The organism is Paenibacillus sp. FSL P4-0127 (assembly GCF_038007325.1).
GTDB lineage: Bacteria > Bacillota > Bacilli > Paenibacillales > Paenibacillaceae > Fontibacillus > Fontibacillus macerans.
On record NZ_JBBOWY010000001.1, the window covers coordinates 153350 to 170079 of the forward strand.

The window sequence follows — 16730 nt, forward strand, 5'->3', positions numbered from 1 at the left end:
AAGGCATTCCATCGCGCGCAAGCTGATTTCAAAAGGCTTCTCCGTGGAGGAAGTCGCTGAAACGATAGAGGTGCCCATCGAAGAAATTCAAAAGCTAAAAAATTGACCAAAGGACAAAGCAGCCGACTAAGCAATCGGCTGCTTTCTTCGTACATCTGTTAAATTGACGTTGTTGTACTTATTGAGCAGTCCGTCCAACAGGACCGACTGATGAATGACCCGTTTGTGCCGCAGCCCGTACCGCTGGGCCAAGCGATTTAATTCCTTTCTCTCCATCTCTATACGGAGTTTCATTCTCTCCGAATTGCTCATAGCTCTCACCCCATGAACATATTAGGAGATGTTGCCAAATATTACATACCGTCACCTACTGCAGAATATAAAAAAATACCAAAATTTTATAATTTCATCGTATCCGCTAAGATAGCTGGACTCTAAGATTGGGATGATTACTTTTTATAAATTCTACTTATTGGTTAGATTGCGGGCAAACATTAAATATGTCAAATCAAGGCCTTTTCTGACTCGAAACCATAAAGCGGTGCTTGACTCAAAACAATCAGAAAAACCTGCAAAAGCCAGGCTGCCGGAGAAACTGCAGCAAAAAACATAAGAGCAAAAAATGTCGCTATTCCAGAGATATCCGCCCGTTCGAGAGAAATAGAGGCAAATTATGTCGTTAATTCCGGGAATCATTGGAAATTTACGAGTTTTGGGCCATTCATAGAAAAATAGGAACAAAAAGTGCTCCTAATGGGGATGAACATGCTTGGCCCCGGATAATAAGTACATAAAATACCGCTATTAAACACGCCGACGCCTTATCGTTTGTCGTTCCATTTGGCTGGCCGTCAAGCGCCAAAATAGGGCTAGAATAAAGGGCCGCTATTTTGAACCCCAGCCGAGCCGATGGTTCGCCAGACCAGCAGCCCGCTGTCAAGCATAGATTTCCTGGTTACCCTTTCTCTGCCGGACTTTATACCGCTTACCGGCCGTTCCCGGCTTCATTTAGACCTTGACCTGAGGCGGCGTCCCATCGGATAAAGCCGCCCCCGCCTTCTTCTTCATATACTGCGACCAATAGGCGGTCAGAATAGGCACCAGAATGGAGGTCACGACAACGCAAGCGGCGACTAAAGCGGTGGCCGATTGGGCCGCCGGCATAAATTCCGGTTTCATATTGGCGACGATCATCGGATTGGCCACGGCGGCGCCCGCCGTGCTGGATGCGGCAAGTCCGGCCGTACCGTTCCCTCCGCCCACATATTTGTCGGCCAGGATCAACGGAATCCCCGTGATGATGATGACGGAAACGGCAAGCAGTACGCCCAGAAGCCCCGTTTGCACAATAACCCCTAAATCAATCGAACAGCCCAAAGCAAAACCAAAGAAAGGGATCATCGTATGGGTAGCTTTTCCGAAAAATTCGCGAAGATCATGATCCAGATTGCCCAGCAGGAAACCGATCAAAAACGGAAGCACCGCGCCGACGAACACCTGCGGTTCGAATGCGGCCAAACCTGTGGCGCCCAAAATCATCATGGTGACCAAAGGCCCCGATTCCAGGGACATCAGCACAAAAGCGCCCGCTTCTTCCCTGGTTCCGTACTGCTGCATAATCGAAGCGTACAAACCGCCGTTGGTCATATCCATCGCGGCGATCAGCGCAAGCGTGGACAAGCCCGCAAAAAATCCGCTTTGAATCCCCCCGGCCGGCAAAAATTGCGAAGCGGCGAGGGCCACGACCCAGGCTACAATGATTTTGGTCAGCACCAGCGTACCGGATTTTCTCAGCACCGTCCCCGTCGCTCTGATATCGATGGCCGCCCCCATACAGAAAAACCATACGGCCAAAATAGGGATGGTCCCCGTCATAAGCCCGTTTGTAAATGAACCGAAATAGTCTCCGGCCCCAGGGAAAAATGTGTGTACAACCGCTCCCAACAGCAGCGGGATCAACATCATGCCGCCGGGAATCCGTTCCAGAGTCTTTTTGATTTTCATGTCAATTCCACCTTTCGCGCACAATAGAATGCGCTTTCATTTCACTTGCGGCCCAGTCCCAGCTCCGGAATCAGCGCCGCGTACAAATCATGGCTTTTTTTCAAATGCCGGCTAAATTCTTTGCCGTCCCGGACCAGCAGACCAAGCCCCATGGAGCTCATCTCACCGACAAATTCAGGCTCCCTGGTTCCTTCAATGAAAGCTTTGGTCAGCGAATCTCTGACCGGTCCGGGAGTTCCTTTCGGTACGGCCAAACCGCGCCATGTTCCCGCGAACTCCACATGCAGTCCGGTTTCTTCCGCCAGCGTCGGAACTCCCGGGAGGGCTGCCGCCTCCTCATCTCCGATGATGGCCAAAGTACGCAGTTTTCCCTGCTCAACATAGCTTTTGACTTCGGCCGGGCTCACCGGCACCGCGTCGACGAAACCGCTAAGCAGCGCCGATATGGCGGGGCCCGCTCCTTCGTAAGGAATATGCGTGAACTTTACGCCCGCTTCTTTCTCCAGCATGGCGGCAGCCAAATGCCAGACGCTTCCCGTGCCGGCGTTCCCCATTTTCACTTCACCGGGATGGGCATGCGCATCATCGAGAAATTCGCGGACACTTCGCCAGGGAGCATCCGCTCTGACGGTAATCGCGGCGGGATCGCGGTTCGTTTGCGCGATGGGAATGAAGTCTTCGTACGTCACCGGAAGCAGCCCCAGATGCGGAAGGGTCGTTAGCTCGGCGACAAGAAAAGTTACCGTATAGCCGTCCGGTTTGGCTTGCGCTCCCTCCGTCAAACCGATAGCCCCGCCGCCGCCCGTGCGATTGACCACGACAATCGGTTGACCAAGATGCTTTTCGGCCGCTTGCGCGAGTGCCCTTGCGGTAAGATCCGTACCGCCTCCGGCGGCGTAAGGTACGATCAAAGTAACGGGTTTCTGCGGGAAATCCGCCGGCAGGTTTGCCGATTTCGGGCGGTCAGACAGGACGTACGCCAGCATGATGCTCAATACTACCGCTATTCCGATCATGTACGCTCCCATCGCCGGCCGTCGTGAACCGGTCGCTGTTCCGTTTTTTCCGTTCATGCCATTCCTCTTTTCCGCTAGTTCAGCTAGTGTTGTTCCCCTGCGGCGGTCACCTCCGATTGCAAAGCAGCCAAATCAGCACCTAAGTACGTGAGCGCACCTAGTACGTGATTTATTTCTCAATGGCAGTGTAGTCGAAAGAGCCGCGGCGGGACAATCGGTTAATCTCCTTACGAATCTTCAAATATTCCGAATTTGCGCGCATTTGCCGGATCTGCATATCCGCCGGAAAATTTGTTGGTTTCCCGGTATTTTCCCGGCGTCATGGATTTGTTTTTGCGAAAAGCCCGGATAAAACTGTTTTCGTTCTGATATCCGACGCGCAATGCGATATCGGCCACCTTTAGCGGCGTATCCCGCAATAGCTCGCAGGCCTTGTCCATCCTTAGGCTTGTCAAATAATCGTAAATCGTGCTGCCTGTCTCCGTTTTGAATATGGCGCTTACCGAGGAAATCCCCATGTTTACATGGTCGGCAATCTCTTGCAGCCCGATATTCGCCTGATAATTTTGCTCCATAAATTCAATCATCTTCCGTGCCAAAATAAATTCCTTCGTCTGCTTCCGGCATGCAAACTCCCGGGCCAGCGTACCGGCCAGAAGGCATAGCAACGTTTCCGCCTCGGCCAATTCCATGGTGGTCAGCTTCGACCACGTATAATCGTCCGCCTCGGCCGGGACGGGCAGGCCGCGCGCCTCCGCCATGCTCAGCATTTCCGCCATAAGCCGGTCAATGAATTTATAGGCGCTTTCCGGATGGATTCTCCTGCCGCCTATGTCCTGCATCCAACGATGCATCAGCTGTTTGCTTTGTCCTTCTCCGGACGTTTGCAGCGTTTCGGCCATTTCCGTCTTCCAGCCTTCACGGATGGCTGACGGGACGCCGTCTCTTCGGACGCTGCATTCCCGATAATCCCTGGCCTGGCCATACCCTGCGTACAGACGGTAGGACAGCGCCTCCTTCGCTTCCGCATAGGAACGGTTGATTTCCGGGAGATGGGACACCTCTCCCCCGATCCCGATCGATACCGACAAGTGCAAAAATTCGCGAATAGCTTGAATCAGCTGATCGGCCGCGTCCTTGTACGAACAGGCCTCCGGCGCCTTCCCTTTTGGCTGAAGCAACATCGCCATGTCCTCGTGATGCGACGGCATCGTCACATAGCGCCAAAACGGCTCCAGCTTCTCGCGGACAATGTTGTCCATCGCGTATTTCAGCAGCATGCGGTCCTCTTCCCGATATTCGGCGGCAAACCGCTGGTAACGGTCGATGGATATAATCAGCATGGCGAGCGGAGCGGCCTTCCAATCCTGAAAATAACGCCCCCATTTGGCCTGCATCTCCCTTGAGCCGATCGCCCGGTTCAACACTTCCCCGATCAGCTTCGTGCGAAGCTCCGGCAAGCTTTGCTCGGCAACCAGCGATTTGATGCGGAAATCGCCCACCCACCGGTCGAGAACATGTTCCAGTTCGTACAAGCTGCCGCGGCCCGGCGATTCCTGCCCGGCCTGAAGCAGGGCGTTGATCCGCTTCAACGGCCGGAATGCGGCATAATTGTAGTAGTACATGGCCGCGCAGCCGACCCCGGCGGAAATGAGGGAGAACAGCAGGAGCATGTTGCGCGTCAGCGTGACGCTTTTCAGCAGCTCCTCCAGAGGGACCAGGGACACCAGCCGCCAGCCGGTCGCGTCGGAGAAGGCCTGATTCGCCATATAATCCTGCCCGTGCACCTTGACGTAACCAAACGGCCGGACGTCCAGATCCGCGATAACCTCTCTCATTTCCTCCGGAGTAAAGGGAAGATTCAGTTTGGGATAAATCAGCTCGTCATCGAGATTGAACACGAATTGAAAATCCGACAAATGGGTGTAGGTTTTGGAAAAAAGGCTGTCATAGTCCAGATTGACGATCACCGCCCCGCCGGCTTCGCCGCCGCGCGCAATCGGCCGCACCAGGGACAGGACCTCCGTCTGCCCGGCGAGACGCTGGGGATTCGCGCCCTCCTCCTCCCCGCCGCCGCCGTAGACCCTTCTTTTGATCAGCAGCGGTTTATCCCGGATTTCCTGAATCCAACCGGACCACTCCGAATCGGGGGCATTCGACCACGCCGGGTTCCCTTCAAACTGGGTGGATATTACCGTCCGCCCCCGGAACTTGACGAGGTGAATCGAATGAATATCCGGCTCTTTAAGGCGGCCGTGCAAATAAGCGCGCAGTTCCTGCACCGATGGTTCACGCCCGCCGGCCTGCCCAAAGATATACGCCAAAACCCCCTGATCGAAGGAAATGTCCACCGCCTCGTTATCCGCTTCGCGGAACGCCCGGTTGGTCACGTCCAGGTTGATTTGCAGCAATTCCACATTCGGGGCGTTTAGTTTCGTGTCCAGTCCGCTCCTATACTGGGAATAGGAATAGAGCCCGATCGAGGTGATGCAGACCGGCACAAAAACCGTAAGCAGCAGAATCAGCCTCGTTTGCTTGTTCTGAAGTAAAAATTTCAATTTCATGCGGAACATCCTTATGCTTCACCCTTCCAAATCTGTAGCTGAATTTTTTCCGTTAAATACACTTTACACCAATTTAATTCCATCACAGTGAATTTTTTGATTAACTTTGCGGATCGGTCAAAACGGGAAACAGTCCCTCCCGGGCTCGGGAAGGACTGCCGACATGATCAGCTGTTCAATTAAATCCGATTAGGCAGCTCGCTCCATGAGTTTTCCGCCTGCTCCTTTTTCGGTTCAGGCTGGGATTTTCCCGCAATCAGGATAATCCCCAGGATGACCAAAAGTCCTCCGACCCACTGCAGCCAATACGACGATTCGCCCAGAACGAGAACGGACAACAGCAAAGCGGTAAACGGCATGAGTCCCGAGAAAGCGGCCGCCGTCGCGGCCGGGCATCTTTGGATGCCGGCAAACCATAACAGGAAAGCCAGCGCCGTCACAAACGGACCGTTCCAGACCAAAGCCAGCCATTCCTGCCATCCGATCGTGCGCAGCGAAGAAAGCGGGTGTTCAAAAGCGGCCGGGATAAGGCATAGGAACATGGCCATGGCGGTAACAAGCATGGTTTGGGGAATGGGCGGAATGGCCGCTCCCTGCGAGCCTTCGGATTTCAGCGCAAATCCGCGCGACAAAATGTTGAACGAGGATTCGCTGATCGCCGCCAAAAGCACCAAGACGTTGCCGGCGAGATGATCCAAACTCATGGCCCCGAGTTTCCCCGCCGAAAACAACTGAATCAAAACAACGCCGCCGATGGCGCTAACGATACCCAGCCGCGCGCGCCGGCCGACCGGTTCCCTCAACACGAACGCAGCGAGCAGAACGGTAACGGCAGGCGTTGCCCCCGTCAGGATCCCCGCCTCTCCGGAGCTCGTCTTTTCAAGACCGGTCAGCAAAAACAGGCGGAACAAAAAAATACCGAACAGCGCCTGCAGGAATAACAAGCCCCCGTCTCTAAGCCGCAAGCGGCGGCAAGTATCCTTCAGCTCTTTCCAGCCGAGCGGAAGCATCAGGCACAGCGCCAGCAATAAACTGACCCCGGTAATCGTGAAAATTCCAAGCTGGCCGCAAAAAAAACGGGCCGCAATCACGGAAGTGCCGGCCAGCGAAAACGCTCCGGCCAAACATGCCATTCCCTTTAACCGTTCCAACGGATCACATCCTTATGAAGTTTTGAGCGATGGTACAAACCGGAAATCATGATACAATCGGAAGTAGTCTTATCTTAAAAAAGCGGCCGGCATCCCGTAAAGAACCGGTTCGGCGCAAAAATAAGCGGTCCAGTTGGAGGTTCTATGTGGGGAATCGAGTTGCAAAAAGACGGTGAAATGCCTTTGAAAAGGCAGCTTTATATGGCGCTGAGCGAGCGGATTTTGAACGGCGCGATCAAAGCGGGAGAAGCGCTGCCCTCCACCCGGGGACTGGCCCAGCAGCTGAAAATATCCCGCAATACTGTAGTGGAGGCTTATGACATGTTGGCGGTCGAAGGTTTCATTCTAAACCGCCCCGGTTCGGTTGCGCGGGTTGCCGGCGGGCTGGTTCTCGAACCGCTGACTCCGCCGGCGGAATCGTCGAGAGAGGTACGGCCTGCTCCGGTGCCGCTTTTGGCCGACTTCCGGACAGGCCATCCGGATTTGCGGCTGTTTCCCCGGTATCTTTGGCAGCAGCTGTCGAAACGGACGCTGCAGGAAATGCCGTACGATCTCCTTGGATACACGGGACCGCAAGGGCTGCCGAGGCTGCGCGAAGAAATCGCCGCGCATCTGCTCCGCAGCAAAGGCCTATACGCGGCTCCGGAGGATATTTTTATTACGGCGGGCGCCACGCATGCGCTGAATTTGGTCACCGACCTGCTGTACGAGGAAGGAAAGCCGATCTGCATGGAAGACCCCTGCAACCGGGGGATGCTGCAGATCTTGTTGAACAAGGGATATGCCGTCAATCCAATCCCGGTCGACAAGCTGGGGGTTCAGACCGAATATCTGCAGGGTCAGCCCAACTGTGCGGTATATGTAACGCCCTCGCACCAGTTCCCGCTGGGGGGGGTTTTGCCGGCAAGCCGCCGCACCGCCTTGATCAGGTATGCCAGGGAAAAAAACTGCTACATCGTCGAGGATGATTACGACAGCGAATTCCGGTATTACGGCGACCCGGTAGCCCCGTTGTACGCCATGGATCCCGAGCGGGTGATCCATATCGGCACGTTCAGCAAAGTGCTCGTCCCGGCGCTGCGGATCGGCTATGTCATTCTGCCGGGCAAACTGCACCAGCGCTGGCGGCAGCTGCGCACCCATTCGGATGTGCAAAACCCTCCGTTTGAGCAGGCGGTTTTGGCCGAGTTTCTGCACCGCCGGAAGTTCGACCGGCATATTCGTACGGCGACAAAACAATACGGAGAGCGCCGCCAGACTCTTCTTGCATCGCTGAAGGCTCATTTCGGGGATATTTGGCATGCTTGGGGCGATGCTTCCGGACTGCATCTGGCCGTCCAGTTCCCGGGAATGGAGTTCGACGAGGCCTTCGCCAAGAACTGTATCAACCATGGAGTCCGCGTCACGCCGGTAGAGTACCACTGTATCCATAAAGGGAAACATGCGGACAAGCTGCTGTTTGGTTACGGCCATATGGAACCCGAGGATATCGAAAAAGGGGTCGCTTTGTTTCATGAGATTGTTATGAGATTTCAGAGGGAATGAAATCTGGGGCATAAATTCTGGCGGATGGACTCCGGGGCATGCACTCCGGGTATGGGCTCCGGGCATGGACTCCCGGTATGGACTCCGGGGCATGGACTCCCGGCATGGACTCCCGGCATGGACTCCCGGCATGGACTCCCGGCACGGACTCCGGGTACGGACTCTGGGCATGGACACCGGGTAATGGAACCCAGGGCTTAGACTCCAGGGGACGGACTCCGGGGCATGGAACCCGGGGCTTAGACTCCAGGGGACGGACTCCGGGGCATGGAACCCGGGGCTTAGACTCCAGGGGACGGACTTCAGGGGAATCAACTCCCGCGACGAAATGCAAAAGTGCAGGCGATTTTTGTCAAAACCTCCCGAAAACAGCTCGCCAAATGCAAATCTGCAGTTCATTTCCGGTCAATAGATACTTTTTTATCAAATGGTCGCAAAACAGATGCATTTTTGCATTTCATGAGCTCAAAGAAAGAAATTTGCGGGAGCTCCAAATGTACTTTTGCAGTTGGTTCAACGGCCCTCCCTCTTACTTCAGCCCCACATTGGAAATATCCAATAGATTTACCGAAACCATCCTAAAAGCGGGCCTCCAATCGGAAAAATCCAATAGATCTCAGACAAAACGTTCTTTTGCCAAGCAAAAAAATCAAATCTATTGGATATATCCAATCAGACCGCCGGTTTTCCGGACAACAAACAAGTTCTATTGGATATATCCAATGTCGGCGGAAGGCAGATTAACCGCGGTACCTATTACTTCAAATTACTTCAAATAAAAAACTTCCCGCATCGGAACGATCGGGTTCGGTTCGTTGAAATCAAACGAGCCTTCGACCATCCCCGACGTAATCGCGTTCCAGCGCTGGCACGCCTCGCTTTGGGCAATATAGTCGAACGCCGCGTCCACGTCGTCACACTCAAAGCAATAGAAAAACTGGTTCCCCTGCTGAAAAATCGAATAATTGCGGATGCCCGCCTTGCTATGCTCCTCCAGCACCTCCGGCCACGGGTTCAAATGCATTTCCACATAGGCGTTCAAATGTTCCTCCTTCACGCGCCAGGTCCAGGCGAATTTCCCGCTTTGTTCCATAAAAATCCCCTCCATTGTCTTAGCTTGAAACTCGAAAACCGTGAAAAAACACCCCCGGAAACATTCTGCCGGAGGTGTCGGATAGCTCTATTCTAATATAATCCCGTCCATTCGGCGATATGCAAAGGCGAGAAATCAAGCGGCTCGGCCGATAACCGGCATTTAAATTATTTCATCCCAAGCGTGCCGCACCTCCCGTTTGGATAACCCTTCCTTCGGCAATAATGAGGCTAAAAACACCCTTGAGAGGGAGAACAGCGATGCGTTACCGCAGAAAATTCCATAATAAGTCCGCCCGTTTATTCAAGAAAAACACGGACTCCGGCGACCGGGTTTCGGCTTCGGCTGAGTCCGAGCCTGAGCCTACCGCTTTATTCGAAGAGCTGGAGACAAATTTACAGGCCATCCGAGAGACGCTCGGCAATAGTACGGATATCATTATCCGCAACCTGCCGGTCGGTTATGAAGGGAATCAATCCATAGCCATTCTATATACCGACGGATTAGCCGATCAGAATATCATCACCGATTTCATCATGAAGTCCGTCATGCTGGATATCAAATTGTTTGACCGCGCCGACCGTAAAATCGCCCTTCCTTCCGATGCCATACAGGCCTTGAAAAATTATGCGCTGACAATCGGGGACATCAAGGACGTCAGCGATTTTGACGCCTTATACCAGGCGCTGCTGTCCGGAGACACAATCATCCTGATCGACGGCCATAAACAGGGCATTGTTTGCAGCACTCCCGGCTGGAAAGATCGGGCGGTCACCGAGCCGTCCGCCGAAAACGTCGTCCGCGGCCCCCGGGAGAGCTTCGTCGAATCGCTGCGCACCAACACGGCGCTGATCCGGCGAAAAATCAAAGACCCGAATCTATGGCTGGAGACCATGCAAATCGGCCGGCTCACCCGGACTGACGTGGCCATCATGTACATGAAAGGCATCGCCAACGACAAGTTGGTGCAAGAGGTACGCGACCGCCTGAATCGGATCGATGTGGGCAGTATTTTCGAAAGCGGATATATCGAGGAATCCATTCAGGACGAAACGTTCAGCCCGTTCCCGACCATTTTCAATTCCGAGCGGCCGGACGTGATCGCGGCCGCGTTAGCGGAGGGCAGGGTAGCTATTTTGGTGGACGGAACGCCGATTGCGCTGATTATCCCAACATTGTTTTCTTCCTTTCTCCAAGCCCCGGAGGATTATTACCAGCGCGCGGATATCAGCAGCTTTGTCAGGCTGCTTCGTTACCTTGGGATCCTCGTTTCCTTGTTCGGACCATCCATGTACGTCGCCTTCACGACCTTTCATCAAGAGTTGCTGCCGACGCAACTGCTGATCAGCCTGGCCGCGCAGCGGGAACAGGTCCCTTTTCCGGCCTTTATCGAAGCGCTGCTGATGGAGTTGACCTTCGAGATTTTGCGCGAAGCCAGCATTCGCATGCCCAGAAATATAGGCGCGGCGATCTCCATCGTCGGCACACTGGTCATCGGACAAGCCGCCGTTCAAGCGGGCATCGTGTCGGCAGCGATGGTCATTGTCGTGTCATTTACGGCGATCTCCAGCTTCATTCTGCCGTCCTATAATATGTCAATCGCCTTTCGCCTGCTGCGGTTTCCTTATATGGCGCTGGCCGCGTCCTTCGGCTTGTTCGGCATCATCGCGGGGGTTATCGTTCTGGTTTTACATCTGTGCAGCCTTCGTTCTTTCGGAATTCCGTACATGGCCCCGTTCGCTCCGCTCATCCCGGCGGATAACAAGGATTCGATCATCCGGCTTCCCCACTGGATGCTGGGCTCCCGGGTCCGTCTCATCAACCAGAGCAATATTACGCGCCGGAACAGCACCCCGCCGAAAAAATCGCGGGAATAACGCGCTACCGCAACAAGCAAATCCCGCAGCGCATGCAAAGGAGACTTATCCATGAGAAAAAACATGGCTTCTCTGATCCTGCTGCTTTCCATCGTCCTGCTGATTACCGGCTGCTGGAATCGCAGAGAGCTCAACGAACTCGGCATCGCCGCCGCGGCCGGCGTGGATATGGAAGGAGGCCGCTACCGTCTTACCGTACAGGTGGTGGATCCTGGACAGGTCACCGCGCAAAAGGGGGCGAGCGGCGGCGCCCCCGCCACGTTGTATACCGCCGAAGGGGATTCCGTTTTCGAAGCGGCGCGGAGACTGACGCAAATCAGCCCGAGAAAGATTTATTTCTCCCATCTTCGCATAGTTCTGGTCGGCGAGTCGCTGGCCCGGCAGGGTATTGGGCAAAGCCTCGATTTTATGTTTCGGGATCATGAATTCCGCCCCAATTTCTACTTGGTTGTCGCCAAGGGGGCAAGCGCTCAAGAAATGCTCAAGATCATGACCCCGCTCGAACCCGTTCCGGCCAACAAGCTGTTCTCGTCGCTGGAAACCTCGGAGGTCAACTGGTCCCCCAGCCTTGCGGTCACGCTTGACGAGTTGATCGACAACCTGTCCAGCACAGGGCAAAGTCCCGTATTAACCGCATTGGAAATCACCGGAGACCCGAAAATCGGAGAGAGCAAAAAGAATATCTCCAGTATCTACACGCCGACCCAACTGAAATTTTCCGGTCTGGCCGCATTCAATAAGGACAAGCTTATCGGCTGGTTGAGCGAACGGGAAAGCAGAGGATATCACAGTATCCACGGCGGCATGAAAAGCACGGTCATGTTCGTCCGCTCCCCGGATAACGGCATGGTGATCATTGAATTCCTCCGCAGCAAAACGACAGTGAAGGGCAAGGTGGTCGACGGGAGGCCGCAGATCGAAATTCAGTTCACAGCAGAGGGCAATGTCGGCGCCTCCGGTTCCAAAAATCTGAATCTGACCGATCCGCGCGCGGTACCCGATCTGGAGAAAAAAATCGAGGAAAAACTTATCGAATTTATGGAAACAACCATAGAAAAAGCGCAAACCGAGTTCAAAACCGACATTTTTGGATTTGGCGAAGCCGTTCGCCGCGCCGACCCTCGGGCTTGGAAAACGCTTAAAGAAAATTGGAATGAGGAGTACTTTACCAGTCTGCCGGTAAACATCAAAACGGATTTTATCATTCGCCGCATTGGAATGATAGCGAACCCGGTCACGGAGCAAATGGAGGAGTAGACAGGCCATGTTATGGAGTACAGGCATTCTGATCATTGCCGGCATCATCGTCTGGTTCGAGTTGCCGGCACTTTAGAAACAACAGCAAAAAAAAGACCTGTGGGCCTTCTGCATTCTGCTCGTAGTAGCCGTAGGGATATCTATTCCGGCGCTGATATTGCGCCATTTTCCCAGTCCGCTGCTCGTACTGACGGTCGTATTCGAACCGTTTAGCGAGCTTTTGTCCGCAATAGGCTTAATTTCATGAGCAAAAATGAATCGCTCGTTTAAGAAAGTATCCGAGGTGAATATCTGTTGAACGAAGTTCAGATCTCCGTACGCCAGTTGACGATTATCACAATCTTTTTTACGGTAGGCAGCGCTATTTTAATCACCCCTTCCGGCATGGTCCAGTCAGCCAGACAGGACGCCTGGATCGCCGGTCTGATCGGAATCGGAGTGGGTCTTCTGACCGTCTGGTTCATGTGCAAGCTTGTCAACCTGTATCCGCAAAAAAACCTGATTGAGATCCTGGAAACCTTGTTGGGAAAATGGGTCGGAAAAACCGTTTCCCTGCTCTTCATAAGCTCGTTGTTTCTGGGTGCCCCTGCCGCGGTACTAAACGATTTGGGCGATTTTATGACGACACAAATGATGCCGGAAACCCCGATCGAAGCCATCATCATCCTGTTCGGAACCGTGATTCTCATGGGTGTCCGCCTGGGAATCGAAGTAGTAGCCCGTTCTGCGGAGCTGCTGTTTCCCTGGTTCGTCCTTCTTTATCTTCTATTGGTCCTGCTGGTCTCCTTCAATATAGACCCGCGTCAGTTGCAACCCGTCCTGGAAAACGGCTTCCCCCCGATCTGGCAGGCTGTGCTTACTTTTATCAGCGTCGCTTTTTTGCCGCATATTTCGCTGCTCTTAATCCTTCCGGCCTCTGTGAACCGGCCTGCCCAATTCGGCAAAGGCATCGTTCTGGGCAGCTTGGTCGGCAGTTTGATGCTGGTGATCGTCATTATCCTGTCCATTCTCGTCCTTGGGGTGGAAATTACGTCAAAAAGCTTGTTCCCAAGCTATGTACTGGCCCAAAAGATCGACATCGGCCACTTTTTGCAGCGGGTTGAAACCATCGTGGCCGTCATGTGGTTTTTTTCGCTGTATTTCCGGATTACGCTTTACATGAGTTCCATTACGGTATCCCTTGCCCAAATTTTCAATTTGAAGGATTACCGGCCGCTCGTTTGGCCGCTGGGGATGCTCTTGATCGTCATGTCGTTCGTCGTTTACCCCAACGTCCCTTTCAGACAAGCCTGGGACGCCCGTACCTGGCCGCCGTACATTTTAACCGTCGGGCTGCTGCTCCCCCTTCTGTTGTTGACCATTCATGGGCTGCGCCGCCTGTTCAAGAAAAAACAGACGAAGCAGGCCTGAAGCACCACTTTCGTCGATAAGCCGGCCGTCAAGCCGGCTTCTTTTTTTGCCCCCCTTTTCACCAAACCTTCAACTGACGCTCAGTTGCGTTTCAGTTTGCCCGCTTATCATGTAGTTGCTGGGAGGGTGAACAAGATGAGCCTACAACAAGAAACCGGCCGCCGGAAATCGAAAAAAAAGCGGATCATCGCCGTGATCGTTCCGCTGCTGATCGTCGGAGGAACGCTGTACGGGCTGGCGGACCGTTATTTAATTAAACATGTGGAGAAGGTGGTGTCCGGGGAAGGCGCGCCGCCGAGCGGATCGAACCCGCAGGAGAACACCACATCTTCGGAGGCCGGCGCTCAATCCGATGAGTGGAATTATACGAGCAATGATCTCCAAATCCATATCGATCAAGTGCAAACCGGTTCCGGAACGGACAAAATTACGTACTATGTGGCCGACGTGCAGGTGAAGGACCCTGGCAGTCTGCTGTCCGCCTTCGCCGACAACAGCTTCGGGCGCAATATTACGGAGAACACCTCGGAGATCGCCTCCAACAACGGCGCGATTTTTGCCGTCAATGGCGATTATTACGGATTCCGGGGCGACGGGGTGATTATCCGTAACGGAACGTTGTACCGGGATGAGCCGGCAAGAACGGGGCTGGCGTTATTCCACGACGGGACGATGAAATCTTACGATGAAACAAAGGTTTCTTCGTCGGCATTGTTGGAGCAGGGGGCGGTCCAAACGTTATCGTTCGGGCCGGCGCTGATCGAGGACGGGAAAGTGAACACCGATTTGGACAACGTGAAAATCGATACCAATTTCGGCAACCGCTCGATTCAAGGCGCCAATCCCCGCACCGGCATCGGCCTGATCGCGCCAAACCATTACGTGTTTGTCGTCGTCGACGGGCGCAAGGAAGGCTACAGCCGCGGCATGACGTTGACGGAGTTCGCCCGGGTGTTTCAAGATTTAGGCTGCACCGAAGCTTACAATCTGGACGGAGGCGGCTCGTCTACCATGTATTTTATGGGCCGGGTGGTCAACAATCCCCAGGGCAAAGGGCGGGAGCGCGGCGTCAGCGATATCCTCTACGTGAAAGAGGTGAACTGAGATGACGACGATTCTGATCCCCGCCTATGAACCGGACGAGCGTCTGTTGAATTTGATCGGACAGTTGAAAAAAATGCCGGATACCCGGATCGTGATCGTCGATGACGGCAGCGGCGAGGCGTACCGCCCGATTTTTGACGCGGCCCGGGCGGCGGGATGCATTGTGCTGCGGCATGAGGTCAATCGCGGAAAAGGCCGGGCCCTGAAAACAGGCTTCCGCTATTTGCTCGATGCCGGGGAGCGCGGCCCCGTGGTCTGCGCCGACAGCGACGGCCAGCATCTGCCCGCCGATATCGGCCGGGTCGCCGCCGCGGTGCGGGAGCAGGGCTGCAGCCTTGTGCTCGGAAGCCGCCGCTTTACCGGCAAGGTGCCACTGCGCAGCCGGTTCGGCAACGCGGTGACGCGATTTGTCTTCGCTTTTACGACCGGGACGAAAATTTACGACACCCAAACCGGGCTTCGCGGCTATTCCTCCGGCATGCTGGAATGGTTGTGCTCGGTTCCGGGGGAACGTTTTGAATATGAAATGAACCTTTTGCTCGGAGCCAAACGAAAAGGCTGCACTCTGGCGGAAGTGTTTATCGACACGGTTTATCTGGACGACAACAAGTCCTCCCATTTCCGTCCCTTGGCCGATTCCGCGCGGATTTACCTGCCGATTCTGCTGTTCAGCGCCTCGTCCATCCTGTCGGCGGGCATCGACTTCGCGCTGCTGTTCCTGCTTCAAGCGTTCAGCAAAAACCTCGCGCTTTCAGTCGCGGGGGCGAGAATTTGCAGCTGCACCGCCAACTTTGCGATGAACCGCAGGTTCGTGTTTGCCCGCGGCCACGGCCGAGCGGCCAAGCTGAACGCCTCTTTACCGCGGTATTTTTCGCTGGTTCTGATCGTATTGCTGCTGAATATGGGCCTGATGCACGTATATCACGACCTGGCCCGCATCCCTTTGATCGGGGCGAAGCTGCTGACCGAAGGTTCGCTGTTTCTGTTCAGTTACTGGGCGCAGCGCAAGTATGTGTATTAACAATGGTAAAATGCATATTCTCTTTCGTTTTAGCGGCCGCCACGGGTTAATGGCGGCAATGGAGCTAGAATAACGAAGGTTATTTTCGCTCAAAACACCGCTTTCAAATTGAAACGGCGCTCCCAATATTTAAAGTTTAGAACGAGGCCTGTTCGTACTAGCGCTGCATTTAAATCTGGCAAGATACCTTTTCTGGGCACCCCAATATTCTAACGGTTGCCACAAGCGCCATTTGTTCCCATACAGTTGATTTCAAATTGTAACGGTTGCCATGGAGCTTATTGCACTGAAAACCGGCTAATTTTGCTTAGATTCAGGCAAATAACCGCTGCTGCAACCGTTAGACCTCCGGCGGGCGGACAGTATCGATTCGAAAGCCAACGCTTTTTAAAAATTCTTGAGCAAAAGTTAATGCAACGCCATGCTTATTCCGTTAAATAGCGGCCGCTGTATCCATGGAATTTCCGGCTTGCAATGCCTGCCTACAAACATGAGTTTTTGCCGGATATCTTAAACGATGCGAAAATTAAGCGCGATACTTGTGGGAAGCCGAGTAAGTCAACGCAGGTTTGTGTCATTATATATAACGTAAATATGATATATATTTTGTAAATACATTAAATACCTCCGAAAATTTTACTTATATTTATGTATAAAAGTATTTTTCTGTAAAAATTATGAATGTTTT

General features: G+C 53.7%; 12 protein-coding genes. 6 read left to right on the forward strand and 6 right to left on the reverse strand.

Annotated features, from left to right (window positions below):
- Window positions 1-126: 126 nt before the first annotated feature.
- From NYE74_RS00525 to NYE74_RS00545, 5 genes are all read right to left on the reverse strand, one after another.
- On the reverse strand, window positions 127-312 hold the full coding sequence (locus tag NYE74_RS00525; protein WP_036626679.1) for an aspartyl-phosphate phosphatase Spo0E family protein: 186 nt from the start codon (window positions 310-312) through the stop codon (window positions 127-129).
- A 696-nt stretch (window positions 313-1008) separates the two neighbouring features.
- Window positions 1009-2004: a 2-keto-3-deoxygluconate transporter gene (gene kdgT, locus NYE74_RS00530; protein ID WP_036626681.1), complete on the reverse strand. Its 996-nt coding sequence runs from the start codon at window positions 2002-2004 to the stop codon at window positions 1009-1011.
- A gap of 41 nt (window positions 2005-2045) precedes the next feature.
- The gene (locus tag NYE74_RS00535) at window positions 2046-2990 is read right to left on the reverse strand and encodes a tripartite tricarboxylate transporter substrate binding protein (RefSeq protein ID WP_371861004.1); all 945 of its coding nucleotides are present in this window, start codon (window positions 2988-2990) and stop codon (window positions 2046-2048) included.
- 257 nt (window positions 2991-3247) lie between these two features.
- A complete protein-coding gene (locus tag NYE74_RS00540; RefSeq protein WP_341004543.1) occupies window positions 3248-5584 on the reverse strand; it encodes a helix-turn-helix domain-containing protein in 2337 nt (778 codons plus the stop codon).
- Window positions 5585-5763: 179 nt separating this feature from the next.
- Window positions 5764-6735, reverse strand: a complete 972-nt coding sequence (locus NYE74_RS00545) for a DMT family transporter (RefSeq protein ID WP_341004544.1) — start codon at window positions 6733-6735, stop codon at window positions 5764-5766.
- Between the two features lie 144 nt (window positions 6736-6879).
- Between NYE74_RS00545 and pdxR the strand changes: the two genes are divergently transcribed.
- Entirely contained in the window at window positions 6880-8280 is a 1401-nt protein-coding gene (gene pdxR, locus NYE74_RS00550) for a MocR-like pyridoxine biosynthesis transcription factor PdxR (protein WP_341004545.1), read from the forward strand.
- A gap of 766 nt (window positions 8281-9046) precedes the next feature.
- On the opposite strand, the gene NYE74_RS00555 is transcribed toward pdxR, so the two are convergent.
- Window positions 9047-9373 (reverse strand): L-rhamnose mutarotase, encoded by a 327-nt coding sequence (locus NYE74_RS00555; protein ID WP_036626687.1) that lies wholly within the window; start codon window positions 9371-9373, stop codon window positions 9047-9049.
- A gap of 260 nt (window positions 9374-9633) precedes the next feature.
- Here NYE74_RS00555 and NYE74_RS00560 point away from each other — a divergent pair, with 260 nt between their 5' ends.
- The 5 genes from NYE74_RS00560 (at window position 9634) to NYE74_RS00580 (ending at window position 16042) form a co-directional block, all read left to right on the forward strand.
- Window positions 9634-11250, forward strand: a complete 1617-nt coding sequence (locus NYE74_RS00560) for a spore germination protein (RefSeq protein WP_036626689.1) — start codon at window positions 9634-9636, stop codon at window positions 11248-11250.
- Window positions 11251-11301: 51 nt separating this feature from the next.
- A complete protein-coding gene (locus NYE74_RS00565) occupies window positions 11302-12507 on the forward strand; it encodes a Ger(x)C family spore germination protein (RefSeq protein ID WP_036626691.1) in 1206 nt (401 codons plus the stop codon).
- Between the two features lie 294 nt (window positions 12508-12801).
- Window positions 12802-13917, forward strand: coding sequence for a GerAB/ArcD/ProY family transporter (locus NYE74_RS00570; protein ID WP_082207964.1), 1116 nt, complete (start codon window positions 12802-12804; stop codon window positions 13915-13917).
- Between the two features lie 135 nt (window positions 13918-14052).
- Window positions 14053-15021, forward strand: a complete 969-nt coding sequence (locus tag NYE74_RS00575; RefSeq protein ID WP_036626697.1) for a phosphodiester glycosidase family protein — start codon at window positions 14053-14055, stop codon at window positions 15019-15021.
- Between the two features lies 1 nt (window position 15022).
- Entirely contained in the window at window positions 15023-16042 is a 1020-nt protein-coding gene (locus NYE74_RS00580; RefSeq protein ID WP_036626700.1) for a bifunctional glycosyltransferase family 2/GtrA family protein, read from the forward strand.
- Window positions 16043-16730 lie beyond the last annotated feature (688 nt).

Coding starts and splice junctions, on each gene's coding strand:
- NYE74_RS00525 (WP_036626679.1), bottom strand. CDS start 312: ATGAGCAATTCGGAGAGAATGAAACTCCGTATAGAGATGGAGAGAAAG.
- kdgT (WP_036626681.1), bottom strand. CDS start 2,004: ATGAAAATCAAAAAGACTCTGGAACGGATTCCCGGCGGCATGATGTTG.
- NYE74_RS00535 (WP_371861004.1), bottom strand. CDS start 2,990: ATGCTGGCGTACGTCCTGTCTGACCGCCCGAAATCGGCAAACCTGCCG.
- NYE74_RS00540 (WP_341004543.1), bottom strand. CDS start 5,584: ATGAAATTGAAATTTTTACTTCAGAACAAGCAAACGAGGCTGATTCTG.
- pdxR (WP_341004545.1), top strand. CDS start 6,880: ATGTGGGGAATCGAGTTGCAAAAAGACGGTGAAATGCCTTTGAAAAGG.
- NYE74_RS00555 (WP_036626687.1), bottom strand. CDS start 9,373: ATGGAACAAAGCGGGAAATTCGCCTGGACCTGGCGCGTGAAGGAGGAA.
- NYE74_RS00560 (WP_036626689.1), top strand. CDS start 9,634: ATGCGTTACCGCAGAAAATTCCATAATAAGTCCGCCCGTTTATTCAAG.
- NYE74_RS00565 (WP_036626691.1), top strand. CDS start 11,302: ATGAGAAAAAACATGGCTTCTCTGATCCTGCTGCTTTCCATCGTCCTG.
- NYE74_RS00575 (WP_036626697.1), top strand. CDS start 14,053: ATGAGCCTACAACAAGAAACCGGCCGCCGGAAATCGAAAAAAAAGCGG.
- NYE74_RS00580 (WP_036626700.1), top strand. CDS start 15,023: ATGACGACGATTCTGATCCCCGCCTATGAACCGGACGAGCGTCTGTTG.